21 protein-coding genes and 1 rRNA gene are annotated in these 25,395 nt (G+C 39.3%); 2 read left to right on the top strand and 20 right to left on the bottom strand.

Going from position 1 to position 25,395, the window contains the following annotated elements; all coding sequences use genetic code 11:
• From G593_RS0115745 to G593_RS0115670, 15 genes are all read right to left on the bottom strand, one after another.
• Positions 1-86 (bottom strand): 16S ribosomal RNA (locus G593_RS0115745); the annotation flags it as partial.
• Between the two features lie 672 nt (positions 87-758).
• Complete coding sequence (locus G593_RS0115735) at positions 759-1,400, bottom strand: metallophosphoesterase family protein (RefSeq protein ID WP_029732326.1); 642 nt, start codon at positions 1,398-1,400, stop codon at positions 759-761.
• Positions 1,401-1,406: 6 nt separating this feature from the next.
• Positions 1,407-3,332 (bottom strand): BMP family ABC transporter substrate-binding protein, encoded by a 1,926-nt coding sequence (locus G593_RS0115730; RefSeq protein ID WP_029732325.1) that lies wholly within the window; start codon positions 3,330-3,332, stop codon positions 1,407-1,409.
• 33 nt (positions 3,333-3,365) lie between these two features.
• Positions 3,366-4,736 carry a DNA repair protein RadA gene (gene radA, locus G593_RS0115725; RefSeq protein ID WP_029732324.1) on the bottom strand — a complete coding sequence of 457 codons (1,371 nt, stop codon included), beginning with the start codon at positions 4,734-4,736 and terminating at the stop codon, positions 3,366-3,368.
• 138 nt (positions 4,737-4,874) lie between these two features.
• On the bottom strand, positions 4,875-5,288 hold the full coding sequence (locus G593_RS0115720) for a hypothetical protein (RefSeq protein ID WP_005340894.1): 414 nt from the start codon (positions 5,286-5,288) through the stop codon (positions 4,875-4,877).
• Positions 5,289-5,342: 54 nt separating this feature from the next.
• The gene (locus tag G593_RS0115715) at positions 5,343-7,778 is read right to left on the bottom strand and encodes an ATP-dependent Clp protease ATP-binding subunit (RefSeq protein ID WP_029732323.1); all 2,436 of its coding nucleotides are present in this window, start codon (positions 7,776-7,778) and stop codon (positions 5,343-5,345) included.
• Between the two features lie 8 nt (positions 7,779-7,786).
• Positions 7,787-8,164 carry a GntR family transcriptional regulator gene (locus G593_RS0115710; protein ID WP_005330719.1) on the bottom strand — a complete coding sequence of 126 codons (378 nt, stop codon included), beginning with the start codon at positions 8,162-8,164 and terminating at the stop codon, positions 7,787-7,789.
• A 140-nt stretch (positions 8,165-8,304) separates the two neighbouring features.
• On the bottom strand, positions 8,305-9,081 hold the full coding sequence (locus G593_RS0115705) for an acyl-CoA dehydratase activase (RefSeq protein WP_005340896.1): 777 nt from the start codon (positions 9,079-9,081) through the stop codon (positions 8,305-8,307).
• Between the two features lie 77 nt (positions 9,082-9,158).
• Positions 9,159-10,310, bottom strand: coding sequence for a double-cubane-cluster-containing anaerobic reductase (locus tag G593_RS0115700; protein ID WP_029732322.1), 1,152 nt, complete (start codon positions 10,308-10,310; stop codon positions 9,159-9,161).
• Between the two features lie 137 nt (positions 10,311-10,447).
• Complete coding sequence (locus G593_RS21340) at positions 10,448-12,595, bottom strand: double-cubane-cluster-containing anaerobic reductase (RefSeq protein WP_029732321.1); 2,148 nt, start codon at positions 12,593-12,595, stop codon at positions 10,448-10,450.
• 3 nt (positions 12,596-12,598) lie between these two features.
• Positions 12,599-13,720, bottom strand: coding sequence for a helix-turn-helix domain-containing protein (locus tag G593_RS0115690; protein WP_029732320.1), 1,122 nt, complete (start codon positions 13,718-13,720; stop codon positions 12,599-12,601).
• Between the two features lie 92 nt (positions 13,721-13,812).
• On the bottom strand, positions 13,813-14,994 hold the full coding sequence (locus G593_RS0115685) for a mandelate racemase/muconate lactonizing enzyme family protein (RefSeq protein WP_029732319.1): 1,182 nt from the start codon (positions 14,992-14,994) through the stop codon (positions 13,813-13,815).
• A gap of 26 nt (positions 14,995-15,020) precedes the next feature.
• Positions 15,021-15,782 (bottom strand): ABC transporter permease, encoded by a 762-nt coding sequence (locus G593_RS0115680; protein ID WP_029732318.1) that lies wholly within the window; start codon positions 15,780-15,782, stop codon positions 15,021-15,023.
• Positions 15,783-15,868: 86 nt separating this feature from the next.
• On the bottom strand, positions 15,869-16,963 hold the full coding sequence (locus G593_RS0115675; RefSeq protein WP_029732317.1) for an ABC transporter substrate-binding protein: 1,095 nt from the start codon (positions 16,961-16,963) through the stop codon (positions 15,869-15,871).
• Positions 16,964-17,014: 51 nt separating this feature from the next.
• Positions 17,015-17,809, bottom strand: coding sequence for an ABC transporter ATP-binding protein (locus tag G593_RS0115670; RefSeq protein WP_029732316.1), 795 nt, complete (start codon positions 17,807-17,809; stop codon positions 17,015-17,017).
• Positions 17,810-18,474: 665 nt separating this feature from the next.
• On the opposite strand from G593_RS0115670, the gene G593_RS0115665 reads away from it, so the two are divergent.
• The gene (locus G593_RS0115665; RefSeq protein WP_029732315.1) at positions 18,475-19,521 is read left to right on the top strand and encodes an Rpn family recombination-promoting nuclease/putative transposase; all 1,047 of its coding nucleotides are present in this window, start codon (positions 18,475-18,477) and stop codon (positions 19,519-19,521) included.
• Positions 19,522-19,618: 97 nt separating this feature from the next.
• Here the strand turns inward: G593_RS0115665 and G593_RS0115660 are convergent, their stop codons facing one another.
• From G593_RS0115660 to yedE, 5 genes are all read right to left on the bottom strand, one after another.
• A complete protein-coding gene (locus G593_RS0115660; protein ID WP_005340907.1) occupies positions 19,619-20,164 on the bottom strand; it encodes a hypothetical protein in 546 nt (181 codons plus the stop codon).
• A 78-nt stretch (positions 20,165-20,242) separates the two neighbouring features.
• On the bottom strand, positions 20,243-21,649 hold the full coding sequence (locus G593_RS0115655; protein WP_242827116.1) for a permease prefix domain 1-containing protein: 1,407 nt from the start codon (positions 21,647-21,649) through the stop codon (positions 20,243-20,245).
• Positions 21,633-21,968, bottom strand: coding sequence for a PadR family transcriptional regulator (locus tag G593_RS0115650; protein ID WP_005340909.1), 336 nt, complete (start codon positions 21,966-21,968; stop codon positions 21,633-21,635). The genes G593_RS0115655 and G593_RS0115650 overlap by 17 nt, the downstream gene beginning before the upstream one ends.
• Before the next feature lie 316 nt (positions 21,969-22,284).
• Entirely contained in the window at positions 22,285-22,488 is a 204-nt protein-coding gene (locus G593_RS0115645; RefSeq protein ID WP_005330688.1) for a sulfurtransferase TusA family protein, read from the bottom strand.
• Positions 22,489-22,561: 73 nt separating this feature from the next.
• Positions 22,562-23,662: a YedE family putative selenium transporter gene (gene yedE / locus G593_RS0115640; protein ID WP_029732313.1), complete on the bottom strand. Its 1,101-nt coding sequence runs from the start codon at positions 23,660-23,662 to the stop codon at positions 22,562-22,564.
• A 395-nt stretch (positions 23,663-24,057) separates the two neighbouring features.
• Between yedE and G593_RS0115635 the strand changes: the two genes are divergently transcribed.
• A complete protein-coding gene (locus G593_RS0115635) occupies positions 24,058-25,284 on the top strand; it encodes an argininosuccinate synthase (protein ID WP_005330680.1) in 1,227 nt (408 codons plus the stop codon).
• Positions 25,285-25,395 lie beyond the last annotated feature (111 nt).

Below are 25,395 nucleotides of genomic sequence, written 5' to 3'. Positions count from 1 at the left end.
AATCGAACTTAAGTGCTTCGCTCGACTTGCATGTGTTAAGCACGCCGCCAGCGTTCATCCTGAGCCAGGATCAAACTCTCGTTTAAAAATCTTAATTCCGATTTGACTCGGATTTAAAATCAAAGTTCGTTCCAGGTCAAGAAAACTACTAGCTTTCTTATCCCTTTTACTGTTTTAAGGTCGACATTGTCATTCAATGTCCGTTCTGAATTTTCTCTTAAAGAATCTTCAGGGTTGTTGTCTATTATTTAATTATCAAGGTTCTTTTTCTTTGGTGTCGTCTCAGCGACAGCTTATTTATATTATCACATTCACAATCGCTTGTCAACAACTTTTTTATTTTTCTTTTTTGCTTTCTTTTTTGCTGTTTGTTCCGATCATCTCTGTCGTTCGAAACAGCTTATCTAGAATATCATTTCTATCGACATTTGTCAACAGGAAATTTCATTTATTTTTTTGCGTTCCCATGAGCTCTTAAGCACTTTCCAGTCTTGTCTCACGCAACAGCTTGTATAATATATCATGCCTGTCCAGAATTGTTAATATTATTATTTATTTTATTTGCATAATTTACACAATTTACACAATTCTAATTATCACATTTCGCTTTACTTGTTCATATTTGCAGTTTGAATTACATTCCCCCCAAATTAATACCCAAAATTGCAATTAAAGTATCTTATTTTGCGAGAAGAGTTTCCATTAAACGCAGTTTGACACGTAGTATTTTGCTAAAATACTACGTGCCAGCCTTAAACTTATTGTTGTCCTACGATTTTTCCAAACTTCAATGGGCTCATCTCATCATCTTCATAATCAAATACATATCTTTCATATGCATTGATAATATGTGTGCTCTTATATTTATCACATCTTTTATGCTGCCTTCCGTAAGTCATATGCACATGTCCATGTACGAAGAACCTCGGACTGTACTTCTCTATCAGCTCTATAAATACTTGAAAACCCTGATGTGGCAGATCTCTTCCGTCATTGATCTGATATGCCGGAGCATGTGTGACCAGAATGTCAAAACCACGGTGTTTTAGCAATTGAAACCATAGTTTCTTCACTCTTTTCCTCATTCCACGTTCTGTAAACTGATATTTCCCACCACTATAACGCATGGAACCACCAAGTCCTAAAATTCGCAAGCCTTCAAATTCATAAATTTTATCATCAATGCAAATACAACCTTCTGGTGGGATACGATCATATTTTTCATCATGGTTTCCATGCACATACAGTACCGGAGCAGCTGCAAATGTTGTAAGAAAAGACAGATAATTTGGATTCAGATCACCACAGGATATAATTAAGTCCACACCTTCCAGTTTGCTTTTGTCAAAGAAATCCCAAAGGTATTTCGACTCTTCGTCTGCAATTACCATTATTCGCATTGTTCTTTATCCTTTCCTCGTCTCAATCCCCTGTTGTGTAAGAACCGGTTTGGCCTGCTCCTGTAATTCTTCAATCTTTGGTATTCTTCCTATAATATTCTCTGCCAGCCAGTCCATCTCGATCACTTCTTCCGGAGACAGCGTTTCACCTTTCTTTTCCTTAAGTATATGTCCCTGTGCATACATCTGATCTGTAAATGTATGAAATTGTCCCGTTTTATAATTATGCTTTAATACATTGATCAGTCGGACTGTACCCGCCGGAAGTTTTTTTGAACAAATAACATCTACTACCCCTGTCGGCATTCCCCACCAGTAATTAATTGCTTTTTCCACATCGTTATCTTGTTCCCAGTTTCCTGCCATAATTGTACGGATCAGTTCTTCATAGAATTTTCCCCAGTGGCACAGTGGCATTGCAAGATTCTTCTGCTCACCTCCGCCACTTTCGCGATGATATACTCCATAAAAATGATTATTATCATCTGGTACGATAATATCTTTTCCCGAAATACAATTCGGGTCTATCTCGTCAATTCTTTTCTCAATATCCTGTTCTTTCAGCGTAGACCACTCTAAATACACCTTCGCTCTTGGATTTGTCATCTGCGCTCCAAGTGCAAATGCATTAATCTGTGCAATTGTTCCCAAAATCGGATAATCCGCAATATAGACAATCTTATCGTTTTCAGCCATTTCCCCTGCAATTGTCCCCATCAGGAACTTCGCCTCATGCATACGAGTATAATAAGTCCGGATGTAGCGGTGCGTCGTATTCAAAGAACAGTTTAAGATTCTTACTTCCGGATGTGTAATTGCCGCTCTTAAACTTTCCTGCGCAAATGTCGGAGTTGTCGTAAATATAATATTGCAACCCGCATGAATAGCTTCCTCCAGGGCTGATGCTATATTTTTTTCTGTTATATTTTCATAACTTACAGTCGTGACTTCATTTGGAAATGTCTGCTCAAGATGCCTGCGTCCCAGTTCATGACTATATGTCCACGCAGAAGAATGTGGTGTCTTCGCATAGATAAATCCTACTTTCAAATGAGATGGTTCTTTACTGCCACCGAGAGGAAGCCATTTTTCAAACAGAGATGGCTTATCTTCTGTCGGAGTCATTTTCAATTCTACTTTTTCCTCATCATTATACTGAAGCAGAACAAATTCTTCCCATGCTTTCTTCACAAGTTCGTTAATTTCTTCTACTGACATTTCTTCCACTCGTTCATAACTGTATAGATGTAAAAATGAAAGGAATGCCTCTGCTGATGAAACTTCCAGTTCTTGTCCACCTTGTGCATGAAATGCCGCTGTAAATCTTGCATACACAGAACTGAAAATCAGTCTGTCATCATCTGTCCAGTACTCATCCGGATGTTTTCCCATCTCTTTTATGAGCTGTGCATACTGTCCTTCTTCTGAAAATGTAATATAATTTACTTTAGACACTCTGTAAAAATTCACAAATTCATAATAAACTTTTACGTTTTTATCATTCGTTTTCTTCGGAAGAATACGCGTTACCGTTCCCGGAATGGAAATTGCACCAAAAAATTTCATGACACTGACACGCTTATTTCCCTCTTCTACATAGAATTTATTCATATACTCCCACGCCTTGATTGGCTCATGAATTCCTTCCTTTTCATGAGAAGTGCTGAGTTTTGCCCATTTGATTGCAAACTCCGTATTACTCTCCAATATCGGCATAAAATTACTTGCAAATGCACTGCTTCTACCACTATATCTTGTTCCAACTATCTGATCGATCGGAATCTGAACAAGTCCCAGTGATTCTGTTGATAATGCCTCATCCGGTAATATTTCGTCCAAAGATTCCAAAGTCGGCTTCCGCCCTGCAAGAAGTCGGCTCTCATATTCTTTTTTCCCATAACGAAATGCTTTGTTATAGTCTTTTAACGCCATCTTTTCCCCTCCTGTTCAAATCTCTTTCAGCTGTTACACAAGATTCATAGCCTGGTTTACATTTTCTACTCCTAGTATCTCTATTCCTTCCATCTTTCCAATCGTCTTCATGGAAACTACAGGAACAATACATCTTTTAAATCCCAGTTTTTTTGCTTCTGATACTCTCTGTTCCGGCATGGTCACAGCCCGCACCTCTCCACTTAATCCTACTTCGCCAAACACGATGGTATCCTCATCAATTGGGCGATTTTTATAGCTTGACGCAATCGCCATCACAATCCCTAAGTCTGCTGCAGGCTCATTCAGCCGAATCCCTCCTGCAATATTCACATATGCATCATACGCGGAAAGCGGCATTCCCATACGTTTTTCCAGAACTGCCATCAGAAGATTGACTCGGTTATAATCAAGCCCTGCTGCCGTACGTCTCGGCATTCCAAAGTTCGTCTTACATACAAGTGCCTGAATCTCCATGAGCATCGGTCTTGTTCCTTCCATTGCACATGCCACAACAGAACCTGATGCATTTTCCGGTTTTCCTGATAACATATACTCGGACGGATTCTCTACCTCCACCAAGCCGCCTTTTTGCATCTCAAACACGCCGATCTCATTCGTAGATCCAAAACGATTCTTCACCCCACGCAGAATCCGGTAAGATGCATGTCTGTCTCCTTCAAAATATAACACCGTATCCACCATATGTTCCAATACGCGTGGGCCTGCAACTGTGCCTTCTTTTGTCACATGTCCTACAATAAATATTGAAATATTAAGTCCTTTTGCAAGTTGCATAAATACATTGGTCGATTCACGCACCTGAGACACGCTTCCCGGTGCCGACGCGACCTCTTCGTTATACATCGTCTGGATTGAGTCGATCACGACCATATCTGGATGCTGTTCTTCTATCACATGACGTATCATTCCAAGATTCGTTTCGCACAACAGAAACAAACTCTCAGAAAATGTTCCCATCCGATTCGCACGCAGTTTAATCTGCTTTAACGATTCTTCCCCGGAAATATATAATATCTTACGGCTTTGTCCTGATAACTTCTGACATACCTGCAGGAGAAGTGTTGATTTACCGATTCCCGGATCACCTCCCACCAGCACAAGCGATCCAGGCACGATTCCACCACCAAGCACTCGGTCAAGTTCCAGAATCCCCGTCTGCATCCGCTCATCGTCATCAGTCGTAATACTGGAAAGTGTCACTACCTTCGCGTCTTTCGCATCCCTTACCTGCTGCACTGCAGCCGTACTTCCTCTTGTTACTGAAACTTTCTCTTCTACAAATGTATTCCATTCCTTGCACATCGGGCACTGCCCAAGCCATTTGCTTTCTTCATGTCCACAGTTCTGACAGAAAAATATACTTTTTTTACCTTTTGCCATGTACGATTCCCTTACATCTTTTTATACTTCTACTTATAAATCCACTCTTAAACCTTGATTTATCATTTCTTTTTTATTTCCATTTTACCAGAAAGGGGAAGCTACGCCTCTGCGAGCTTCCCCCGATGTTCTGCGTATTTACTTCTTGATAATCTTGATCTCAATCTCTTTATTCGGATCAAGTTCTGCGCTCACGCTCAGTTTTCCGCTTAAGTTCGTTGTCATATCGCCGACATTCACATCGTCCATATACACAACATATTCGCTGTCTGCTTCCAGCTCCAGTGTAATCTGCGCATCCTCAGTACCGGATACTTTAAAAGAAACCTCTCTCTCAGAAGCTTTAAAATCTTCTACTGCTGTTCCCGGAACAGATTCGTATACGAACATACCATTCTTTTCCAGCTTTGTAATCTCAGAGAATGTCTTTACCTTATACACATCTCCCTGGAATTCAAATCCGTCCAGTTTTGTCTTGCTGCTCAGAGTATAGTCTCCAAAACCAAGTGCTCCGTCTGCTTCAGCTCTTAATAGCTCTTTCACTGCTGCCATTAGCTCTTTCCTCCTAAGGTTCATTTGTATTAATTATTATATATCAATTTATTTTTATTTGGTAGTCTTGACCTCAAATTTTATTTCTTTTTTCGATACGCCGGCAACGACTTCCTGACCACGCTTAATCTCACCTGCGAGAATTGCCTCGGCCAGACTGTCTTCCAGTTCACTTTGTACTGCACGTCGTAACGGTCTTGCTCCATATTTCTTATCGGTTCCTTTTTCCATAATCAGCTTTTTCACAGAATCACGCACCGTCAAATGAATATCCAGCTGTTCTTTTGCACGCTTGACCACCTCCTGGCACATCATTCCCGTAATCTTTTTAAGTTCCGGTTCACCTAGCGGATGGAATACAAGAATCTCGTCAATTCGATTCAGGAATTCCGGGCGGAAGACAAGCTTGATCTCATTCATAACATTCATCTTCATGCGCTTGTAATCTTCCTCTTGATTCTCCTTATTGCCAAATCCTAGCCTTTTGGGATCAATGATCGCCTGTGCGCCTGCATTCGACGTCATAATAATGACCGTATTCCGAAAATCAACTTTTCTACCCTGAGAATCTGTAATATGTCCATCATCTAATACCTGCAGTAAAATGTTAAATACATCCGGATGTGCTTTTTCAATCTCATCAAAAAGGATTACTGAATACGGATGTCTTCGCACCTGTTCGCTTAACTGTCCACCTTCCTCGTGGCCAACATATCCCGGAGGCGAACCGATCATCTTTGCCACACTGTGCTGTTCCATATATTCGGACATATCAACACGGATCATGGCATTCTCATCATGGAATAATGCTTCTGATAATGCCTTTGACAATTCCGTCTTACCAACTCCGGTCGGTCCAAGGAATAAAAATGAGCCAATCGGGCGCTTTGGATCTTTTAGCCCCACACGCCCCCTTCGTACAGCTTTCGCCACAGCCGTAACAGCTTCTTCCTGTCCAACCACTCTCTTGTGAAGCGTCTGCTCTAACTTTTGCAAGCGCGCACCTTCAGATTCCTGAAGCTTCTGCACCGGAATCTTCGTCCAGTCAGATACGACCGCTGCCACTTCCTCTTCTGTTACAAGCGGCTTTCTGCCCGCCTGCTTTTTCTGAAAACGCTTCTTCGTCTGCATAATCTTTTTCTGAGCATCTTCTTTCTCTGCCCGGATCCTGGAAGCCTCCACAAGATCACCTGCAAGAATTGCCTCTTCCATCTTTGCTTCGTAATTACCAAGAACCTTTTCCAGTTCATAGATATGCTCCGGTGTCTTGAATCCACTAAGACTCACTTTCGCACATGCTTCATCAATCACATCAATTGCCTTATCCGGAAGAAAACGGTCACTGATGTAACGTGCAGAAAGTGTAACTGCCGCCTGAAGAGCTTCATCTGTGATCTCTACATGATGATGGGCTTCATATCTGCTTTTTAATCCTTTTAAAATATCCTTACATTGCTGTTCATCTGGTTCTTCCACTGTAATTGGCTGGAATCTTCGTTCCAGTGCCGCATCTTTTTCAATGTATTTTCGATATTCCGCAATCGTTGTTGCTCCGATCAATTGAAGTTCTCCTCTTGCAAGAGACGGTTTCAGAATATTAGATGCGTCCATTGCGCCTTCCGCACCGCCTGCGCCGATGATTGTATGCACTTCATCCAGGAATAAAATAACATTTCCCGCCGACTTTACTTCCTGCAAAAGTCTCTTCATACGTTCTTCAAATTCACCACGATATTTTGTACCTGCGATCATACTTGCAAGATCTAGCGTATAGACCCGCTTGTCACGCATTCCTTCCGGTACAATGCCACTTGCGATCTGTGCGGCAAGTCCTTCTACCACTGCTGTCTTACCGACTCCCGGCTCTCCCACCAGACACGGATTGTTCTTCGTTCTTCTGCCAAGTACCTGCATCAGGCGGTGAATCTCTGCTTTTCTTCCAATGACCGGATCAAGCTTTCCTTCTTCTGCCTGCATAGTCAGATCTGTGCCATACTGGTCTAAAATCCCATCTTTTCTTTGATATGCCTCTTGAAGCTCCTCTTGATATTCCTTGATATCCACGCCGAGAACTTCCAGCGTATCCTGCATGATTTTCTGTATATTTACATTGAGTGTCAGAAGTATTCTGGTTGCAACACTGTCCGGTTCTCGAAGGATTGCAAGGAGCATATGCTCTGTTCCAATTGCCTCTGATTGAAAACGGATTGCCTCTTCCTTGCTTTCCTCCAGAGTATATTCAAGTCTCGGACTTCTCTTTGGCTTTTCCTGAAAAGTCACTTCTCCGACCGGTGAGATCAGTTCATCTACAATCTTATATAAATTTGCTTCTTCTACACCATTCGCTGACAATATCTGTCCCGCCACACCTGTACATACCCGCATAAATGCAAGCAGCAGATGTTCTGTTCCTACATATGGATGATCCAGTTCTCTGGCAATCTTTTCCGCTTTTTTCAGCACTTCTTTTGCTGGTTCTGTATAATTCATGCTGTCTGTTATTCCTTTCCACCGTATTCATCAAATAATTCATCCACCATCTCGTGAACTTCTTCTCTACTGACATTTTTAAGACTTCCCTTAGCCAGCGCGATTCTTAGCGCACGCTTTACTTCTGCATAAGCCTTTGCCTTATCTGCATCAATCGCAATCACAGCGCCACGTCTGCGGTCAAGCTGGATAAATCCTTCCTGCTTCAATATGGAATATGCTTTATTCACTGTATGCATATTGATGCCTACCGTATCCGCAAGCTGACGGACAGATGGAAGGGATTCTCCTTCTTGGATCGTCGCAGTCGCAATTCCCATAATAATCTGATTCTGTAATTGCACATACAGTGCCTCATCACTGTTAAAATCAATCTCTATCAGCATCGTATCACCCTCATTATCTCTTTTGTTCTATCCTTACGGATGATTTCATGAACAGATTAAGTTTTCTGTTATACATCTAATATAACATACAAAAAAGGAGCTTACAACAAAAATGTAAAACTCCTTTTATCTAGACGTCTTTAGTTCTTCTTGCCTTTCTTTACAGCTCCAAGCGCCGCACCGATTGCTCCTGCATAACGGCTCTGCGGATCTGTCTTAACTTCCATGCCAAGTTCCTTTGTCAGCGCTTCACTGATATAGCTGCACTCGCAGAGACCACCAGTCAGGCAAAGCATCGAACGGTCTTCACTCATACGATTTGCCTGGGCAGCAACCTTTCGTACGATAGAATCAACCACTGCAAATGCGATATTTTCCTTCTTCTCTCCCTGACCAATGAGACTTATGACCTCGGACTCTGCAAATACCGTACACATAGAACTGATCGTTACACCTGAGCCTTCTCTTGCAAGCTCACACATCTCATTTGGACGCATGGACAATGTATTTGCCATAATTTCCAGAAATCTTCCTGTTCCGGCAGAACATTTATCATTCATCATGAAATCTTTTACAAATCCCTGTTCTACACAGATAATCTTTGTATCCTGTCCACCGATATCAATGATTGTCATATCTTTATTATCAAAAATCCAGACAGCCCCCATAGCGTGACAGGTAATTTCTGTAATCATCTTATCTGCATATGGCACAGACACACGGCCATATCCAGTAGCAACACATACATTTTCTGCAGGATCCGCATCATTTTCCACAAGCTTCTTACGAATCTCTTCTGCCGTATCCACACTGCTCCACCCTGTCGGCTGCACAAACTCAAGAATAATTTCTTTGTTCTCGTTCATAACAACAGTCTTGGCACAAGTAGATCCAATATCAATTCCTATAAACTTCATATCTTAGCTTTCCCTCTCATGAATTTACACAACATGAATTTCAAAATTCATTTTAAAATAGTCTGTAACCGGCAATCTTACAACATTTCAATAAATGCTGCAATCCTTGTATTGAGCTGGCCGACATCTGCCTGAGAATAATCTGTCTCCACATTAATGTATGGAATTCCTTTTTCCTCATTTACAAACTTGCGGATTGCACGAGTCTCAACGTTATATGTATGACAGGCCTGAAGTGTCATCTCAAGAACTCCGTCAACCTGATACTCGTCAATCAGACGTCCCATAAGATCAAAACGATTCGGGTTTGGTGTCATAACTGAACAACCGATTGCCAGATATCTTTCTGCAATTGCCTGGTAAATATCCTCAGCGTTCTCGTCAACAAGGCGATCGATGGATTTAGCTCCAGTACAGTTTTCATAAGTTACGACAACACCACCATTATCCTCAACAGCACGGATTACTTTCTCAGTTGCTCCTCCGATTGGGCATCCTGTAATCAGAATTCTTGGTTTCTTCTCCAGCATCTTTCCAGATGCATACTCTGCCTCAATCTTGTCAACAAGGGCATTCACTTCTCCGGCAATCTCAGAACGATTTAATTTAAATGTACTTCCGTACAGAACCTTGAACAGATCATGTCCACTGATTGGAGCCGGATCATGCTGCATAACTTCATAAAGACGCTTCAGTGCTTTTCTTGCTTCATTCTCAATTTTTACAGCTTTTCTTACATCTTCATCTGTAATCGTTACTTCAAATCTTTTCTCAAGATATTCTTTAAAACGGATAATCTCTTTCTTCCAAAGCTTCAGTGCTTCTGGTCCTTGAGTATTTGGCAGTTCCATTACAAACACATCTTTGAATTCGCCCATCAACTCATACATTTTCTTCTTACCATCGCATGTAGTCTCCCCAACAACTACATCTGAGAAATAGAAGAACGGACATTTATCTGTCTTTGCAAATCCGTAACTGGATTTGATCAATGGACATAAATTCTTCGGAAGGTCTTTTTCTGCTTCCGGAATTGTCTCATCAGATGTGGAACACAGGCTGACTGTTGAAGCTCCCATAGCCATAGCAATCTCTTTTGGGAAATATGTACAATAAGCTCCTACTACTGGTGTTCCCTTGTCTTTCAGTTCTTTCATCATAAGAAACGATTTCTGTCTCTGCTCAGCAAATTCTTCAAAAACCTCTGGCAAATCTTTAATAATCTCCATTTTCTTTCACCTCATCAAATTTATTCGTATCTATAAACGGACACAATTAACCATTCTGTTTAAAATTTTAGACTTTTATAGCATAATATGCAAATTGATTTTTTCTATAATTGCATTGCATTTATAAATTGTCTCTATTATTCATCACTGTTTTTCATTCTTTCTATTTCCATGGCAACCAAAAGTTTTTCGCACTCTGCCCCGTCGCGATTGTCCAGATCCAGCATATCATTTAACCGGGTCAGACGTGGAAGTAGCGTATTCCTGTGAATCTTTAGTTTTGCCGCTGTCTGAGACACATTTCTTTTCATTCTCAGATACCAGTAGAGTGTCTCATACAGATTTTTTCCTGTCTCTATGTCTTCACTCTTTATCTGCTCCAGCTCTTTTAACTTAAATCCATTCTCACCAACTTTCCGGCTGATATAAGAAATAGCCAGTTCATGATAATACTCCTCTATCAGATACAGATGTTTCCCCGGTGTACGATTCCTTGCAAGTTCAAACACATCCTGCTGTAACCTTTTATTTTCACTTAAGTTTTGCTCGGCATTAACACCATTTCCAATCAGTATCTTTCCATCACAATCATAAATGAATTCTTTACACAACCGGATCAGCAAAGCACGATCCTCTTTACCTCGTATATTAGTTATTAAGATACTATTGTCTTTCTGCTTTTCAACAACCGAAGAAAACTCTTTAGTTTCTTCAAGTTTTCCTGCAAGTCTTGCTGCCAGAGAAGTATCGGTCGCCAATATCCACAAATAGTCCGGCTGACGTTTTTGATCGTTCCCTGTATTTTTTCTGTTCTTCTGATACATGACAATGCTCTTTGCAAGAATATCTGCAAGCTCCTGCACTTGTATCTTTCGCTGATTATCAAGAATCACTGCTTCAATCCGAACATCATCTAAACATTCATGTACTATACATTGCGCATCTGCTGTGACCTGTTCTTTTCCAACTTCATACAGAACTTCCTGCTTTCTCTTTGAAAATCTGACTGGAACTCCCGTATAATCCCATACGTTTTGCAAAATCTCTTCAAAACATTTTCCACCTGAAATGCCTGATACGATCAGTTTATAGCAATAATTCATATCCAGTTCTTTCTTGCCACTTTTATCTGCCTGAATCATCTCAATAAAAGCAGCAAGTCTCGTAGATATCTGTCCTTTATCTGCCGACGAGTAATCTGTATCAATAGAAATGTATGGGAGATTCTTTTCTTCATTTACAAACTTTCGGATATAAATAGATTCCGCACCTGTCGCATGGCAGCCTGACAGAATCATTTCCACAACTCCATCTACATGATATTCCTCAATAATTCGTCCGATTAATTCAATTCGATTGTCATTCGGCGTCATAATAGAGCAACCTGTAGATAAATATCTTTTCGCTATTGCCCCATAAATGTCTTCCTGAGTCTCATCCACCATCTGGTCAAGCGTCTTTACCCCACTGCAGTTTTCTACCGCAACAACTACTCCGCCATTTTCTTCGATTCCTTCCAGAATCTTCATTGTATCTCCGCCAATCGGACAGCCTGTCACCAAAATTCTCGGTCTGCTCTCAAGATGCTTTCCCTGATGATATTCTTCCAATATCTTTTCTGTAACAGCATCCACCAGCTCCGGTGTCGTCTTAAAATCAAACCGATACTTAGATCCATTGATCATCTTCTGGATATCCGTACCAAAAACCGGTGCCGGATCAAGCTTCATCACTTCACATAATTCCTTTAGGGATCTGCGAATCTCATTACTCAGATGCACTGCATGATGAATCATCTCATCCGTAATAATAACGTGGAAAAATTCTTCAAAATATTCCTTTGTCCTTATGACTTCCCGTCTCCAGAATTCCAGCCCTTTCTCAGACTGGCTGTTTGGAAGTTCCATAACAAACACCGGCTTAAATTCAGACATCAGTTCATACATTTTTTTCTTTCCATCACAAGTTGTCTCACCAATCACAAGATCTGCAAAATGGAAAAATGGGCATTTATCCTCGATTGCAAAACCATAACTCGATTTTACAAGTGGACACATACTCTTAGGAAGTTCACGCTCTGCTGCCGTAACTGTTTCATTCGAAAAAGAGCATAAGCCGACCGGGATTGCACCTACCGCCGTTGCAAGCTCTGTTGGGAAATATGCACAATACATTCCAACAACAGGCACACCTTTGTCTTTATACTCTTTTACCTCTAAAAAGGCTTCCCGCCTCTTTTCTCCAAACTCTTCAAATATCTCTGGTAAATCCTGTACAAGTTTCATGCTCTAGTCCTCTGAAGATTTCGACAGGTCATACATAATCATAAATGCCAAAAGTTCTCTCGAAATCTCATTATTGTTAATATCTAATTCCAGACAATCTTTTATTTGCTTTAATCTATACACCAATGTATTTCTGTGGACATGAAGTTTTTCCGCTGCCATTGTCACATTATTTTCGCATAATAAATACATTTTCAATGTATCATAAAGCTCTGTGTGATTTTTCTCATCTTCCTTTATCAAGTTCAAAATCGAATAGTCACTCAGTCCTGCCTCTTCGATTAAAGGCAATGTATAAGAAAAAATACCCTGCAGATACCAGTCCTTTTCTCTTTTAACCCCTCTGGCATCACATATCTCCGGAATCCGTTCCATCTGTTTTAGCAAATCTCTTTTTGTTCTACAGTCATTGATATCTTCAAATGTCTCACTCATATAGCAGTTCAGATTTTCTTTCTGCGCCATTTGATGAATCTTTTGCGCAGTCTGATCAGAAACCTGATATAAAACAACCGTCAGGGAGTGTTTCTCTTCATACAAGTAAAAATGCTCCCAGATTCTTCCCAGTTTTGCTGCCTCCACCGCCATATCAGAAAAATCATCGGTAAACAAAGCCATCAAATAATTTCCTTTTAATGTATGACTCTGCTCCGATTCCACAAAATGCTGTCCTTCAAAAATCATCCAACCGATAATATAGTCTTTGAGCGAAAGATTTAAATACGTATTCTTCTGCTTCTCTTCAAGATATTGTCTTGCTGTTTCTGTCAGAATTGTTCCTAATTCTTCAAAAAACGTCCGAAACTCTTCATTACTATAGTGAATGATGATATATCCAATATTTTTCTTCTTATCCTTCACCGCAGCAACCGTCTGGAACTCTCCATTCGGTGACACTTCCTCAAAGAAATAAGGATAATCTTCCAATGTTACATGCTCTTCTATAATCGAACGCATGCTCTGGTCTTTTCCCGAACAGGCATAAGCCAGAATCTCTCCGGACTCCGACACAAAAAATATCCCGGCATGAGTATATTCATATACCTTGTTTGCTATATATCCCAATACATCATCCTCGAGCATTGATTCAAATATAAATTTATAACAGACATCAATTTCAAACATATCCACACTCTCCAATATGGACATTATTTATCAAGATGAATTTTCTGTCAAATAGATTTCTTTTGAAAGATATATTGCTTTTATCAATAAGCTTATTCGATCGTTGTCACCTTTCCATTTGTGAAACAATAATCTGTCAATTCATTTCCAATACCAGGAAGATCCGGAACTGCAATATATCCATCAACTGGCTGATAATCATATTTACATAATTTTTTATTATAGTCATATCGATTATACACATGATGTTCATGTATCGTAAAGTTTGGAATTGCTGCTTCTAACTGTAAAGCAACCGCTGTTGACAGTGGGCTTGCACACACATGTGCCTGTACTCCTACATCATAAATGTGAGCTAAATCGCATATTTTTTTTGCTTCCGTTAATCCTCCACAGTTACCGATATCTGGCTGAATCAACTGAATGGAACCATCTTCAAAATATGGTGCATATCCCCATCTTGAATAAATTCTTTCTCCCTGAGCAATTGGGATATTTAATTTATCACAGACAAATTTATTCATCTTCGGATTTGGTGTAGTTGGTTCTTCAAAAAACAGTATATTATATTTTTTCGCCTGCTCTCCCAGTTGCACTGCGACCTGCGCATCTATATAGGAATGATTTTCCATAATAATATCTACATCTGGTCCAACTGTCTCTCTGACGGCTGCAAGGCGGTCAATTACAACATGGACATGATATGGATCAAGCACTCTTGTTGTCTCCTCAGAGCTATAGCGGTATCCTTTCGGATCGAATGTAAAAAAGTCAATTTTTATAGCATCATAGCCTTCCGAAACAGCTTTTTTTGCATTTGCAACATAATCTTCAATCTGATATGCCGGTGTTTTTCTTTCTCCCCAGCCAAATTGGAGCTGACTTGCATAACAGCGAAGCTTATCTCTCATTTTCCCGCCAAGCAACTGATATACTGGAACATTAAAATATTTTCCTTTTATGTCCCATAACGCAATATCTAATGCAGAAATTCCTGCAAATACAATCGGTCCCCCATTTTGTGCCCAGAAAGTCGATTTATATAATTTTTCCCAAATAACTTCTGTATCCAACGGGTTCATACCGATTATCAATTTTGCCAGATCCTGAATCATTCCATATGCCGCTGTAGATCCAACACCATATGCAATTGCAGCTTCCCCATCTCCATATAATCCTGTATCTGTATAAACGCGACACACTATCGGACGCCATCCCGGCTGATCAGCCGGTTTATCCTCAATCTGAATTGCATATACTTTTGTAATCTTCATATTTATTTTCCTCCTCTGTCTTTCTGTTAATTAATTGTCCATCTTAAAATACGGTTTTTCATTTTTTCGAATATCTGCATAACAATAACCAGAACTACAACCATGAAAATGAAGCCACTCCACGCCTCACTGTAAAGTCCATATTCTGCAAATTTTTTTACATAAAATCCCATACCAAATTTTGCGCCATACATTTCAGCATATACAAGCACTACAAAGGATCCTCTAAGAGATGTAATAAACCCTGACATAATAGACGGCATTGCTGCAGGTAAGATTACCTGAAACATCTTTTCTACCGGATTTAACTCCAAAGTTTTTGCTTTATCAAGATAAACTTTGTCTATCGTCATAATACCATTAATTGTAGCAAAAAATGTAGCCCAAATTGTATTGTAGACCACCAGGAACAAAGAAGCTATTCTAAAACTTGGAGCCATAAGCAGCGCAAATGGGGACATCAAAATAGATGGAATTACACTAATTGAGTAAACCACCGGATGAACCACTTTCCGAATTTTTTTACTCATCCCAAGAATAGTCCCACCAACTATCGCAATTACAACAGCAATAATAATAGCTGGAATCATTAATTGAAATGAATAAAACATATTCATAAATAATGTACCAATATTTTCTTTAAAAGAATTTGCAACTTTGCTTACCGCAGGGAAAAGATATCCACCAAAAAGCTGGTTATCTGCGATATACTTGTACCCCAAAAACATAGCCAGATAAATACAACCTGTTATCCAATAATACTTTATAAATTTTAAAACTTTTCGCATAGATACCTCCAAACCATTACCTTCTTAAAAAACCCAATTCCGCAGTATAAAACGGCGGAATTGAGTTATTTTTTAATTATCTCTTATTACTGATCGTTTTCTTCAAAGAATTTAACTCTTCCATCATAGAAATCTGGATCTTCATCATGATATTCTGTTACACACTCATCAAGAGCTTCTTTGTAAAGTTCTGTGTTAATATGATCTTCAATGTTGATTTTGTCAGCATCTGCCTGATCAATGAATCCCATCTTAATCATAGCCTCCCATGTCTTAACTACAGAATTTTTACACGGATCTACACTGGAAACATAATTATCATTTAACAGATATGCTGCAACATAATCTTCTTCTGCACCGATTTCTTTTGCAAGAATTTTTACACACTCTTCTTTATTTGCAAGATACCACTGCTCTGCACGAATCAGAGATTTCAGAAGAAGTTTTACAGTTGTAGGATTCTTCTTTACAAAATCAGTATTCATGTTCATACGGCAGCATCCATAGTTTGGTACAAGATCATCTAACCATGCTTTAATCTCAATTTGATCATTATTACCTACTGCATATAACTGGTCTCCACTAAGTACTGCATAGTCAGCTTCTCCGGAAACTACTGCTGCAAGACGGTCACTGTTTGTACTATATGTAAGCCATTCAACATCATTATTAGGATCAATTCCTGCATCCAATAATGCCATACCTACTACCGGATGTACCCCTGCATATGCAAATTTAGAACCTTTCAGACTTGTAACATCTTTATACTGAGTATCTTTCTTTCCAATAATATACATACCTTTCAGCATATAGCCACCAACGATTGAAAAATCAGAACCTGTGGAGATAAACTGAAGCGGGTTATTTGTTCCCTGGTTAGATGTTACATCGACCTGTCCTGCCTGAAGTGCCTGAAGTGCTGCTGTTGAAGACTCAACTGGATTTTCAATTACATTGATTCCAACTTCATCAAAATATCCCTGCTGTTTTGCAATTGTAACAAGAATATTTCCACTATTTGCTCTTGCCCAGTGAATTGTATCCACTTCTGGAGTTTCTTTGTTGTCTGTGTTTTCTGTTTTTGTCTCTTCCTTTTTATCATCAGATGAATTTCCACCACATGCTGTAAGGCTGAAAGTCATTGCTGCTGCAAGAAGAAGTGAGATAATTCTCTTTTTCATTTGTTCTCTCCTTTTTAATTAAATATTTTTATTTGCAAATAGATTTCTCTATTATTGCACGGTTTGTACATGTGCTTCCACATCTTGATTAATTTGACGAAGCAGTTCATTTCTAAGTTTAATTGACTCTGGATCTTCAAATCTGGAATCTCTCATAGTACGTTTCTCATCTGGTATCTTTACATCAAAAATTATATTACTTGGTGATTGTCCAAGCACAATAATCCGATTAGCCAAAATCATTGCTTCATCTACATCGTGTGTTACAAAGAAGACCGTCTTTTTATCTTCCTGTTTTTCCCAAAGTTTTAATACCATATCCTGAAGCATAGAACGGGTTACGGCATCAAGTGCACCAAACGGTTCATCCATAAGAAGAATTGGTGGATCAATTCCAAATGCACTGGCAATCGCACATCTTTGTTTCATGCCACCAGACAATTCTTTAGGGTATTTACGGTAAACTGATTCATCTAATCCTACCGCTTTTAATAGCTCAATCGTTCTTTCTTTCAGATGATTTTTATCCCAGTCTGGAAATTTCTTTTTTAATGCCAACGTTATATTGGCTCCGGCTGTTTTCCAAGGGAACAAGCCATAATCCTGAAATACTACTCCTCGATTCAAACTTGCACCATGTATTTTTTCTCCATCGACTAGAATTTCACCTGTTGTACAATCTTCCAACCCAGCAATCAGACGCAACAAAGTACTCTTTCCACAACCAGATTGTCCAAGAATACAAACGAATTCTCCACCTTCTACATTCACATTAATGTCTTTCAAAACTAACTTATCACTGCCTGCATAAGAAAATGAAACATCATGAATTTTTATATCATGCATTTAGTTTCCTCCTTTTTCATTGAATTCCCAATAGGTACTTATAACATTTATGTCAATCAAAAATATTTTCCTACATCATGTCTATCACAGTTGTTTATTATAAATATGCTTTTTTTATTTTTCAGCGTTTAATTTCTACAATTCACATTTTCTTTTTGTACACATCGCACATTTTCTATAACTAACATTATTTTATTTGTTTTATCTATAATCAAACCACTATCTTATCGCATTTCCAAACCTATGTTTATATGTTCCCACATAATCTCCTGCACCATCCTGCAACATTTTGTTGCATCTATTGCGTATGCACTTCATCTGTGCTACACTACACCTACATCAAATTTCGGGCACGATATTTTCATTATGTTTCAACGCCCATGGAGATCCCCAGCCAGGATTTCATTTCTGAATTTCATTGCTTTTTCAGCAAAGAATTCACTCAGATTTTTGATGATGTTACTCATTCACCGCAACTTTAAGTGACCCTGCACTTGCATAAGTTGCATGCACACCGGGCAAATGTTACGGTACTTCTGAAATTTTGACAAATCCCTTTTGTATAGAATTTATTTTCATTCAATTTCTATATTGTCTTTTTATACTTACAATGTTAAAATATATTCAGAAAGTTTTTAGTTTACATTTGCTCAGAGAGGAGCGCTATGGAAACTACTAACAAGACAACTGAACATGGAGTACACAATTCAAAGATTCATGACAATGCCGCCAAGATTGTATTCGGAGATTCGACACTTTGTGCCCAATTTCTAAAAGGATACACGGATATTCCTTTTTTCATGAACATAAAGCCAGAGGATATCGAAGACGTTTCTTCACATTTTATTCCTTTATTTCAGGAATCCCGTGATTCTGACATTGTGAAGAAAATTCAGATTGAAGACACAGAGCTTTATCTGATTGCACTTATTGAACACCAGTCAGAAGCAGATGCTGATATGTCTTTCAGATTACTCAGATACATGGTTTATGTCTGGACTGATTACGCTGCCACACAGGCAAAACTGAAGCCTGGCATTACGAAATCCAAAGATTTTTTGTATCCTCCGATTCTGCCAATTATTTATTATGAAGGCACGGGGCAATGGACTTCTGCATTACATTTTAAAGACCGGGTATTCATGAGTGATATCTTTGAAGAATTTATTCCAGATTATAAATATCTGGTCGTTCCTTTGAATAAGTATTCTCAGGAAGATTTAATTGAAAAAGGTGATGAACTCTCAGCTATTTTCATTCTTAACAAGCTCAAGAGTTCCTCTGATTTCAAGCATTTAAAAGAGATTCCAGAAGACTACTGGAACCACTTGACACAAAATACACCACCACACATTTTAAAGCTTATGGGCTCTGTATTTTCAGCATTTCTTCATACAATCAATGTCCCTGCTGAAGAAATCAATGACCTTACAGACCACATTACAAGGAGGCAGTTCCATATGATGTTTGATTCTTTTGAAGCATATGATGTACAGGAGACAAGGCGCGTCAGCCGTGAAGAAGGCGAACAACTCTACTTAATTAAACAAATTATCAAAAAAATTATTAAAAATATTTCTGTTTCTCAGATAGCCACCGATTTGCTGGAACCACTTGATACTATCCAGCCAATCTATGACCTTGCCATGAACCAGGCACCTGATTTTGATGCTGAGAAAATTTTAAAATTATTACATACAGGAAAAATATAATTTACTATCCATAGCAAAAGAGGATGCAGCACTCATTTTTTTGAATGCTACATCCTCTTTTAACCTCTTAAATTTCCTATATTTTAGTATTTCTTCTCTATTCCTGAAATGTCTTCAATGCATCGAGGGTTCTTTGAATCAGCTCGTCTAAAGTCCAGCCCAGCATATCTGCTCCTCTTTCAATTACTTTCCTGGAGCATCCTGCTGCAAAGTTCTTGCTCTTATACTTTTTCTTTACTGACTTAAGTTCCAGATCCTGCACACTCTTTGACGGGCGCATAAGCACTACAGCTCCAATAAGCCCTGTCAGTTCATCTACTGCATACAACACCTTCTCCATCTCATGCTCTGGTTGAATATCAACCGTAATTGCATATCCATGACTTGCCGTCGCATGAATAACACGTTCGTCGACTCCTCTCTCTCTCATAATTTCCTGAGATTTGATACAATGCTCTTCTGGATATTTTTCAAAATCCAGATCATGTAAAAGACCTACAATTCCCCAGAATTCTTCCTCTTCTCCATATCCTAGTTCTTTTGCAAAATAGCGCATCGTATTCTCTACTGTCTGTGCATGCTGCAAGTGAAATTCGTCTTGATTATATTCTGTTAATAGTTCCCAGGCTTCCGCTCTCGTCATATCAGGCATCTCCAATCTTTCATATACTTTCTTTTCCTATATGTTTTATATGATATATGCCTTTTTCTATATTGTCAACTAATTTTTCACGACGTTGGTATTCCGGTACACGGACAACAATATTCCCATATAAAAGTAAGTAATCATCATGGTCATATTTCCATGAGATAAAAATGGCATATAATTTCCGCTAATCGGATAAAGTCCTGCATTTACTCCAATATAGAACAGTGACTGTAAAATCAAAAATAATACACAGCCGATACTGATCATATATCCCAGGCGATTCTTCTGTTTTACCGCCATTCGGAGCAATAGTGCCATAAATACTGCAAATACTACAACCAGAAAGACTCCTTTTACATTTCCAAAATAATGGAACAGGTACGTCCAGATATAATCATTTCTTGCATAATTGTAAAGCGTGACAGCTTCTACTTCTGTGGCACCATTATATGGATCCGTTACTTCTATTTTCCCGGAAGACTGCGACTCATGCCATTTACTTGAATTGGGATCTTTTGCAGCATTTGCTACGTCTGCAACCGCACCTCTTGTATAATCCCAGTGTTCTCCGGTAATTAAAGCTTCCAGTCGATGTACTTGATAATCTGTAACGAAACGTCCATTACCCCCAAATGTTATTCCAGACATCAGTATCAGGCAGATTCCAATCACACCCCACATCCTGATCAAAAATTTCTTTTTATTTTCTCCAAACCAGCCCTTACAGATTGCCACATGCAGTAAGACCAGCCCTGTAATTCCTGTAACAACTGCAGATGACATAAATGGTATCATCAAATCGGTAAGTACTGATATTCCAAGACACACGGTACTAATGATCAGTCCTTTCGTTCCTTTTCTGCGGAAATGATAAATTGTCCCTGCGTAAAAGGGAATGACCAGATAGGACAATAACATCTGAACTATACTTCTGCCATTGACCATCGGTCCAATCCACATTGTTTCATCAAAAAAGATCTTACTAACTATAGAAAAGACTGCCGGTATCTGCATAACTACCCAAATTGGAAATGACCACTTTACTAATATAGAATAATCCAGATAACAGATTCCTAACATGACCGCTATTCCTATTAACATTGCACTCCAAATTCCACCATATAAAAAGTTATCTTTGAAAGCTTCCAGTGTACTCATATTCATTGTTGGAAAAGACGAAGTAACTACCGCCTGTAGGATCAGTCCCATAATACTAATAACTAAAATCGCCATCAGAACTGTCCATTCCATCTTCGGGCGGTGCACCCGGTCAAGCTTCACGCCTGCCTCCACCGGATCTCCCATCTCTACTACAGCCATCGACTCGGCTTCTTCTTCACCTAATCCATGAGCCATGAAATCCTGTTTCTGGTCTTCAATATGTGCCTCTACTTCCTCCGCAACCATGGTTCGCGCACGCTTTGTACGAATCTGTTCCGTCAAAGATTTCAAATATTCCTGTCTATCCAAAGCATACACCTCCCAGAACATTTCTCACTGCTCCGGCGTATTCTTTCCATTCTTTTTCCTTTACCCGGAGCTGCTTCTTTCCTTCTCTTGTTATGGAATAATACTTTCTTGTCTTTCCACCCGCTTCCTGCTCATAAGACTTTACAAACTCCTTTTCTTCCAGTCCATGAAGGAGCGGATATAATGTTCCTGCTTTTAACTCAAATACATTCTCTGACTTCTCCCTCAAAGTCTCAATCATTTCGTAACCATACATGTCTTTTTCTTCCAGAAGCTTAAGAATCAACATCATCGTGCTTCCGGACACCAAACTCTTATCTACTGCCATTTTATACCTCCCCTTTCTTTTGCAGTTCAGAATCTTGTTAAATTCAAGTCGAACGTCCGTGAGACTTGGCGCGTGATTCTGGTCAGAGAAGCTGACATATTCCTATCAGAATCACTGCGCACCTCCGCAATCCTGCCGGATGCTATATCGACGTCCGATATATCGGTTATCTATATATTATATCGACGCTCGATATATGTCAAGCATTTTCTGTAGATATGTGCAAAGATATGTGCAAAGATACATGCAAAGAAGCAGCCGTTTTCACGACTGCTCCTGAACTTCCATGTACGTCTGATGCCTAAATCAGAAAATCTTATTCAATGACGATTTCAAACTCGTCCCCAACTTCCTTTGATGTTGGTTTCTTTCCCTGACTCTTTGCATATTTTTCAACATTTTCTTTCTGTACCGGCTCACTTACCAATACTTTAATTGGACCTTTTTCGTTCTTCAGAGCCTCTGCTGTCAACATGATCGGCTCTGGGCAGGAAAGTCCTCTTGCATCTACTTCTACCATATCTATATACTCCTTTCAGACATTATTTTCAGCTATTCTGTTATAATTATTTCATCTGAATTTCTTTCTGTTCTTATTTCTTAGCTGTCTCTCTCTTACATGTAAATGCGATGATGAACAGAACTACGATGCAAAGAATACATGCAACTTTTCCGTTAGTTGGAACTGCTCCGGCTACAACAGCTTTTGTCTCTGGGTTAAGTGCTGTTCCACTTGCTGCAAGTCCAAAGTTATGGCAAAGTGCTGCTCCTACGAACATTCCGATTACTGTAACTCCTGAATCAGATGATCCCTGTCCTGCAAGGATTAACTGACGAAGCGGGCATCCACCTGCAAGAACTGCTGCAAATCCAACTGTATACATACCAAGGATATTCCACAAGTGTTCAGAATGTGCAATAACTCCTGGTGTGTTAAATCCTACTACAAATTTTCCTGTTGCAATATTGAAGATCAGCATTACAACGAAAAGTCCGCCAATAACAGATAATAAATCAAAGTTCTTCATAATAATGACATCACGGATTCCACCTGCAAAGCACATTCTTGATTTCTGAGCCATAGCTCCGAAAATCAATCCACCTACAAGAGACATAATAATTGGTGCATGTAAGCTTCCCGGACCAGCCGCACTTGCTTTCAAAAGTGACGTGCAAGTTAAAAGAATTAAGATTCCAACAACGATAACCGGAAGAACTGCTCCACTTGCTTTTGTTGTTGCCTGTGCTCTTCCAAGGCTAAATCCCTGTTTCAGAGCAAATACACCAGTTGCTACTCCAAGGACAAATCCGATAAGTGCTACCCATGCATTTAAATCACCGGCTGACATACGAAGTACCATACGAAGTGGGCATCCAAGGAATACAAGTGCTCCGATCATAATGATCACACCAAGTACAAAACGAATCATCGGTGAAGATCCACCTGTAGAGCGGAATTCTTTTGTCGCAATTGAAATAATAAATGCGCCAAGAACCAGACCGATAATCTCTGGTCTTGCATACATTACTGCTTCAGCCTGATGCATCCCCATTGCACCAGCTGTATCACGGATAAAGCATGCGATACAGAATGCCATATTTGCCGGGTTACCAAAATATGCAAGACATGCTGCTACAAGTCCGCATATCACACCTGCCAACGCAAGTGTTTTCTTTGAGCCTGTTAAATTCATATTTTTTCCTCCTCCAATAACATAACTCTCGTCTTTAGATTACAACTTCTATTTTAGTTTCTTTTTTTCGACACGTCCAATTGATAAATGCATTAAATCCCTTATATTTATTGTTAATATTTATACATATTACATATCATATTAATAGGGTTAGTGTTTATATTTTTTCTGTATTTTCTTTATTTTTCTTGTATTTACTATTTTCTTCCTGTTTCTTCATTTATACAACTCTCTGTTTTTATACATTTCCAATGCATATTTTGCATATTAAAAAGATTTTTCCATTTTTTTCTTGCATATTTATGAATTTAGGTGTATAGTATGATTTGCGATTGCAAATAAGATATTTTCTTATTAGAATAGAAAGTAAATGATACATTAGGAGGATTTCGAAAATGAAAGAAAAAGTCGTATTAGCATATTCAGGCGGACTGGACACAACTGCTGTTATTCCGTGGTTAAAAGAGACATTTGGCTATGATGTAATCTGCTGCTGCATTAACTGTGGACAGGGCGAGGAGTTAGATGGTCTGGAAGAAAGAGCAAAGATGGCTGGTGCTTCCAAATTATACATCGAGGATATCATTGATGATTTCTGCGACAACTACATCATGCCTTGTGTAAAGGCTCATGCAGTATATGAGAATAAATATTTACTCGGAACAGCTATGGCTCGTCCGGCAATTGCTAAGAAATTAGTTGAAATTGCAAGAAAAGAAGGTGCTGTAGCAATCTGCCACGGTGCTACTGGTAAAGGAAATGACCAGATTCGTTTCGAGCTTGGTATCACAGCACTTGCTCCAGACATCAAGATCATTGCTCCTTGGAGAATGACAGATCTCTGGAAGATGGAATCCCGTGAGGATGAGATTGCTTACTGTAAAGCACATGGTATCGACCTTCCATTTGATGCCAGCCACAGCTACAGCCGTGACCGTAACTTATGGCACATCAGCCATGAAGGTCTTGAGCTTGAGGATCCTTCCTGCGAGCCAAACTATGAGCATCTGCTCGTACTTGGTGTTACACCAGAAAAAGCTCCAGATGCAGGTGAATATGTAACCATGACATTTGAAAAAGGTGTACCAACAAGTATAAACGGACAGCAGATGAAGGTGTCTGAGATTATCATGAAGCTTAATGAGCTCGGTGCTAAGCACGGAATCGGTATCTGCGACATCGTAGAGAACCGTGTTGTAGGTATGAAATCCCGTGGTGTATATGAGACACCTGGCGGAACAATCCTTTACGAGGCACATCAGCAGTTAGAGGAGTTAGTTCTTGACCGTGCTACAACAGAAGTTAAGAAAGATATGGGAAATAAACTTTCTCAGGTTGTTTATGAAGGAAAATGGTTTACACCACTTCGCGAGGCAATCCAGGCATTTGTTGAGTCAACTCAGGAGTACGTAACAGGAGAAGTGAAATTCAAACTTTACAAAGGTAACATCATCAAAGCCGGAACAACTTCACCGTACTCACTTTACAATGAGTCTCTTGCAAGCTTCACAACTGGTGACCTTTATGACCACCACGACGCTGACGGATTTATCAATCTGTTCGGACTGCCGCTTAAGGTTCGCGCTATGAAGCTTCAGGAAGTAAAGAGCAATAAGAAATAATTCTATAAAATAAAATGTAGAACAAAAAGTGTGTAAGTTATCGAGTGATTATAACTTAGACGGTGTGAAATTTTTTCTGTAAATTTAAATCTTCTATGATAATTGATGCGG

Source organism: Dorea sp. AGR2135, from assembly GCF_000420885.1.
GTDB lineage: Bacteria > Bacillota > Clostridia > Lachnospirales > Lachnospiraceae > Dorea > Dorea formicigenerans.
The sequence above is the reverse complement of the archived record's forward strand: the minus strand, read 5'-3'. Positions and strand labels throughout refer to the sequence as shown.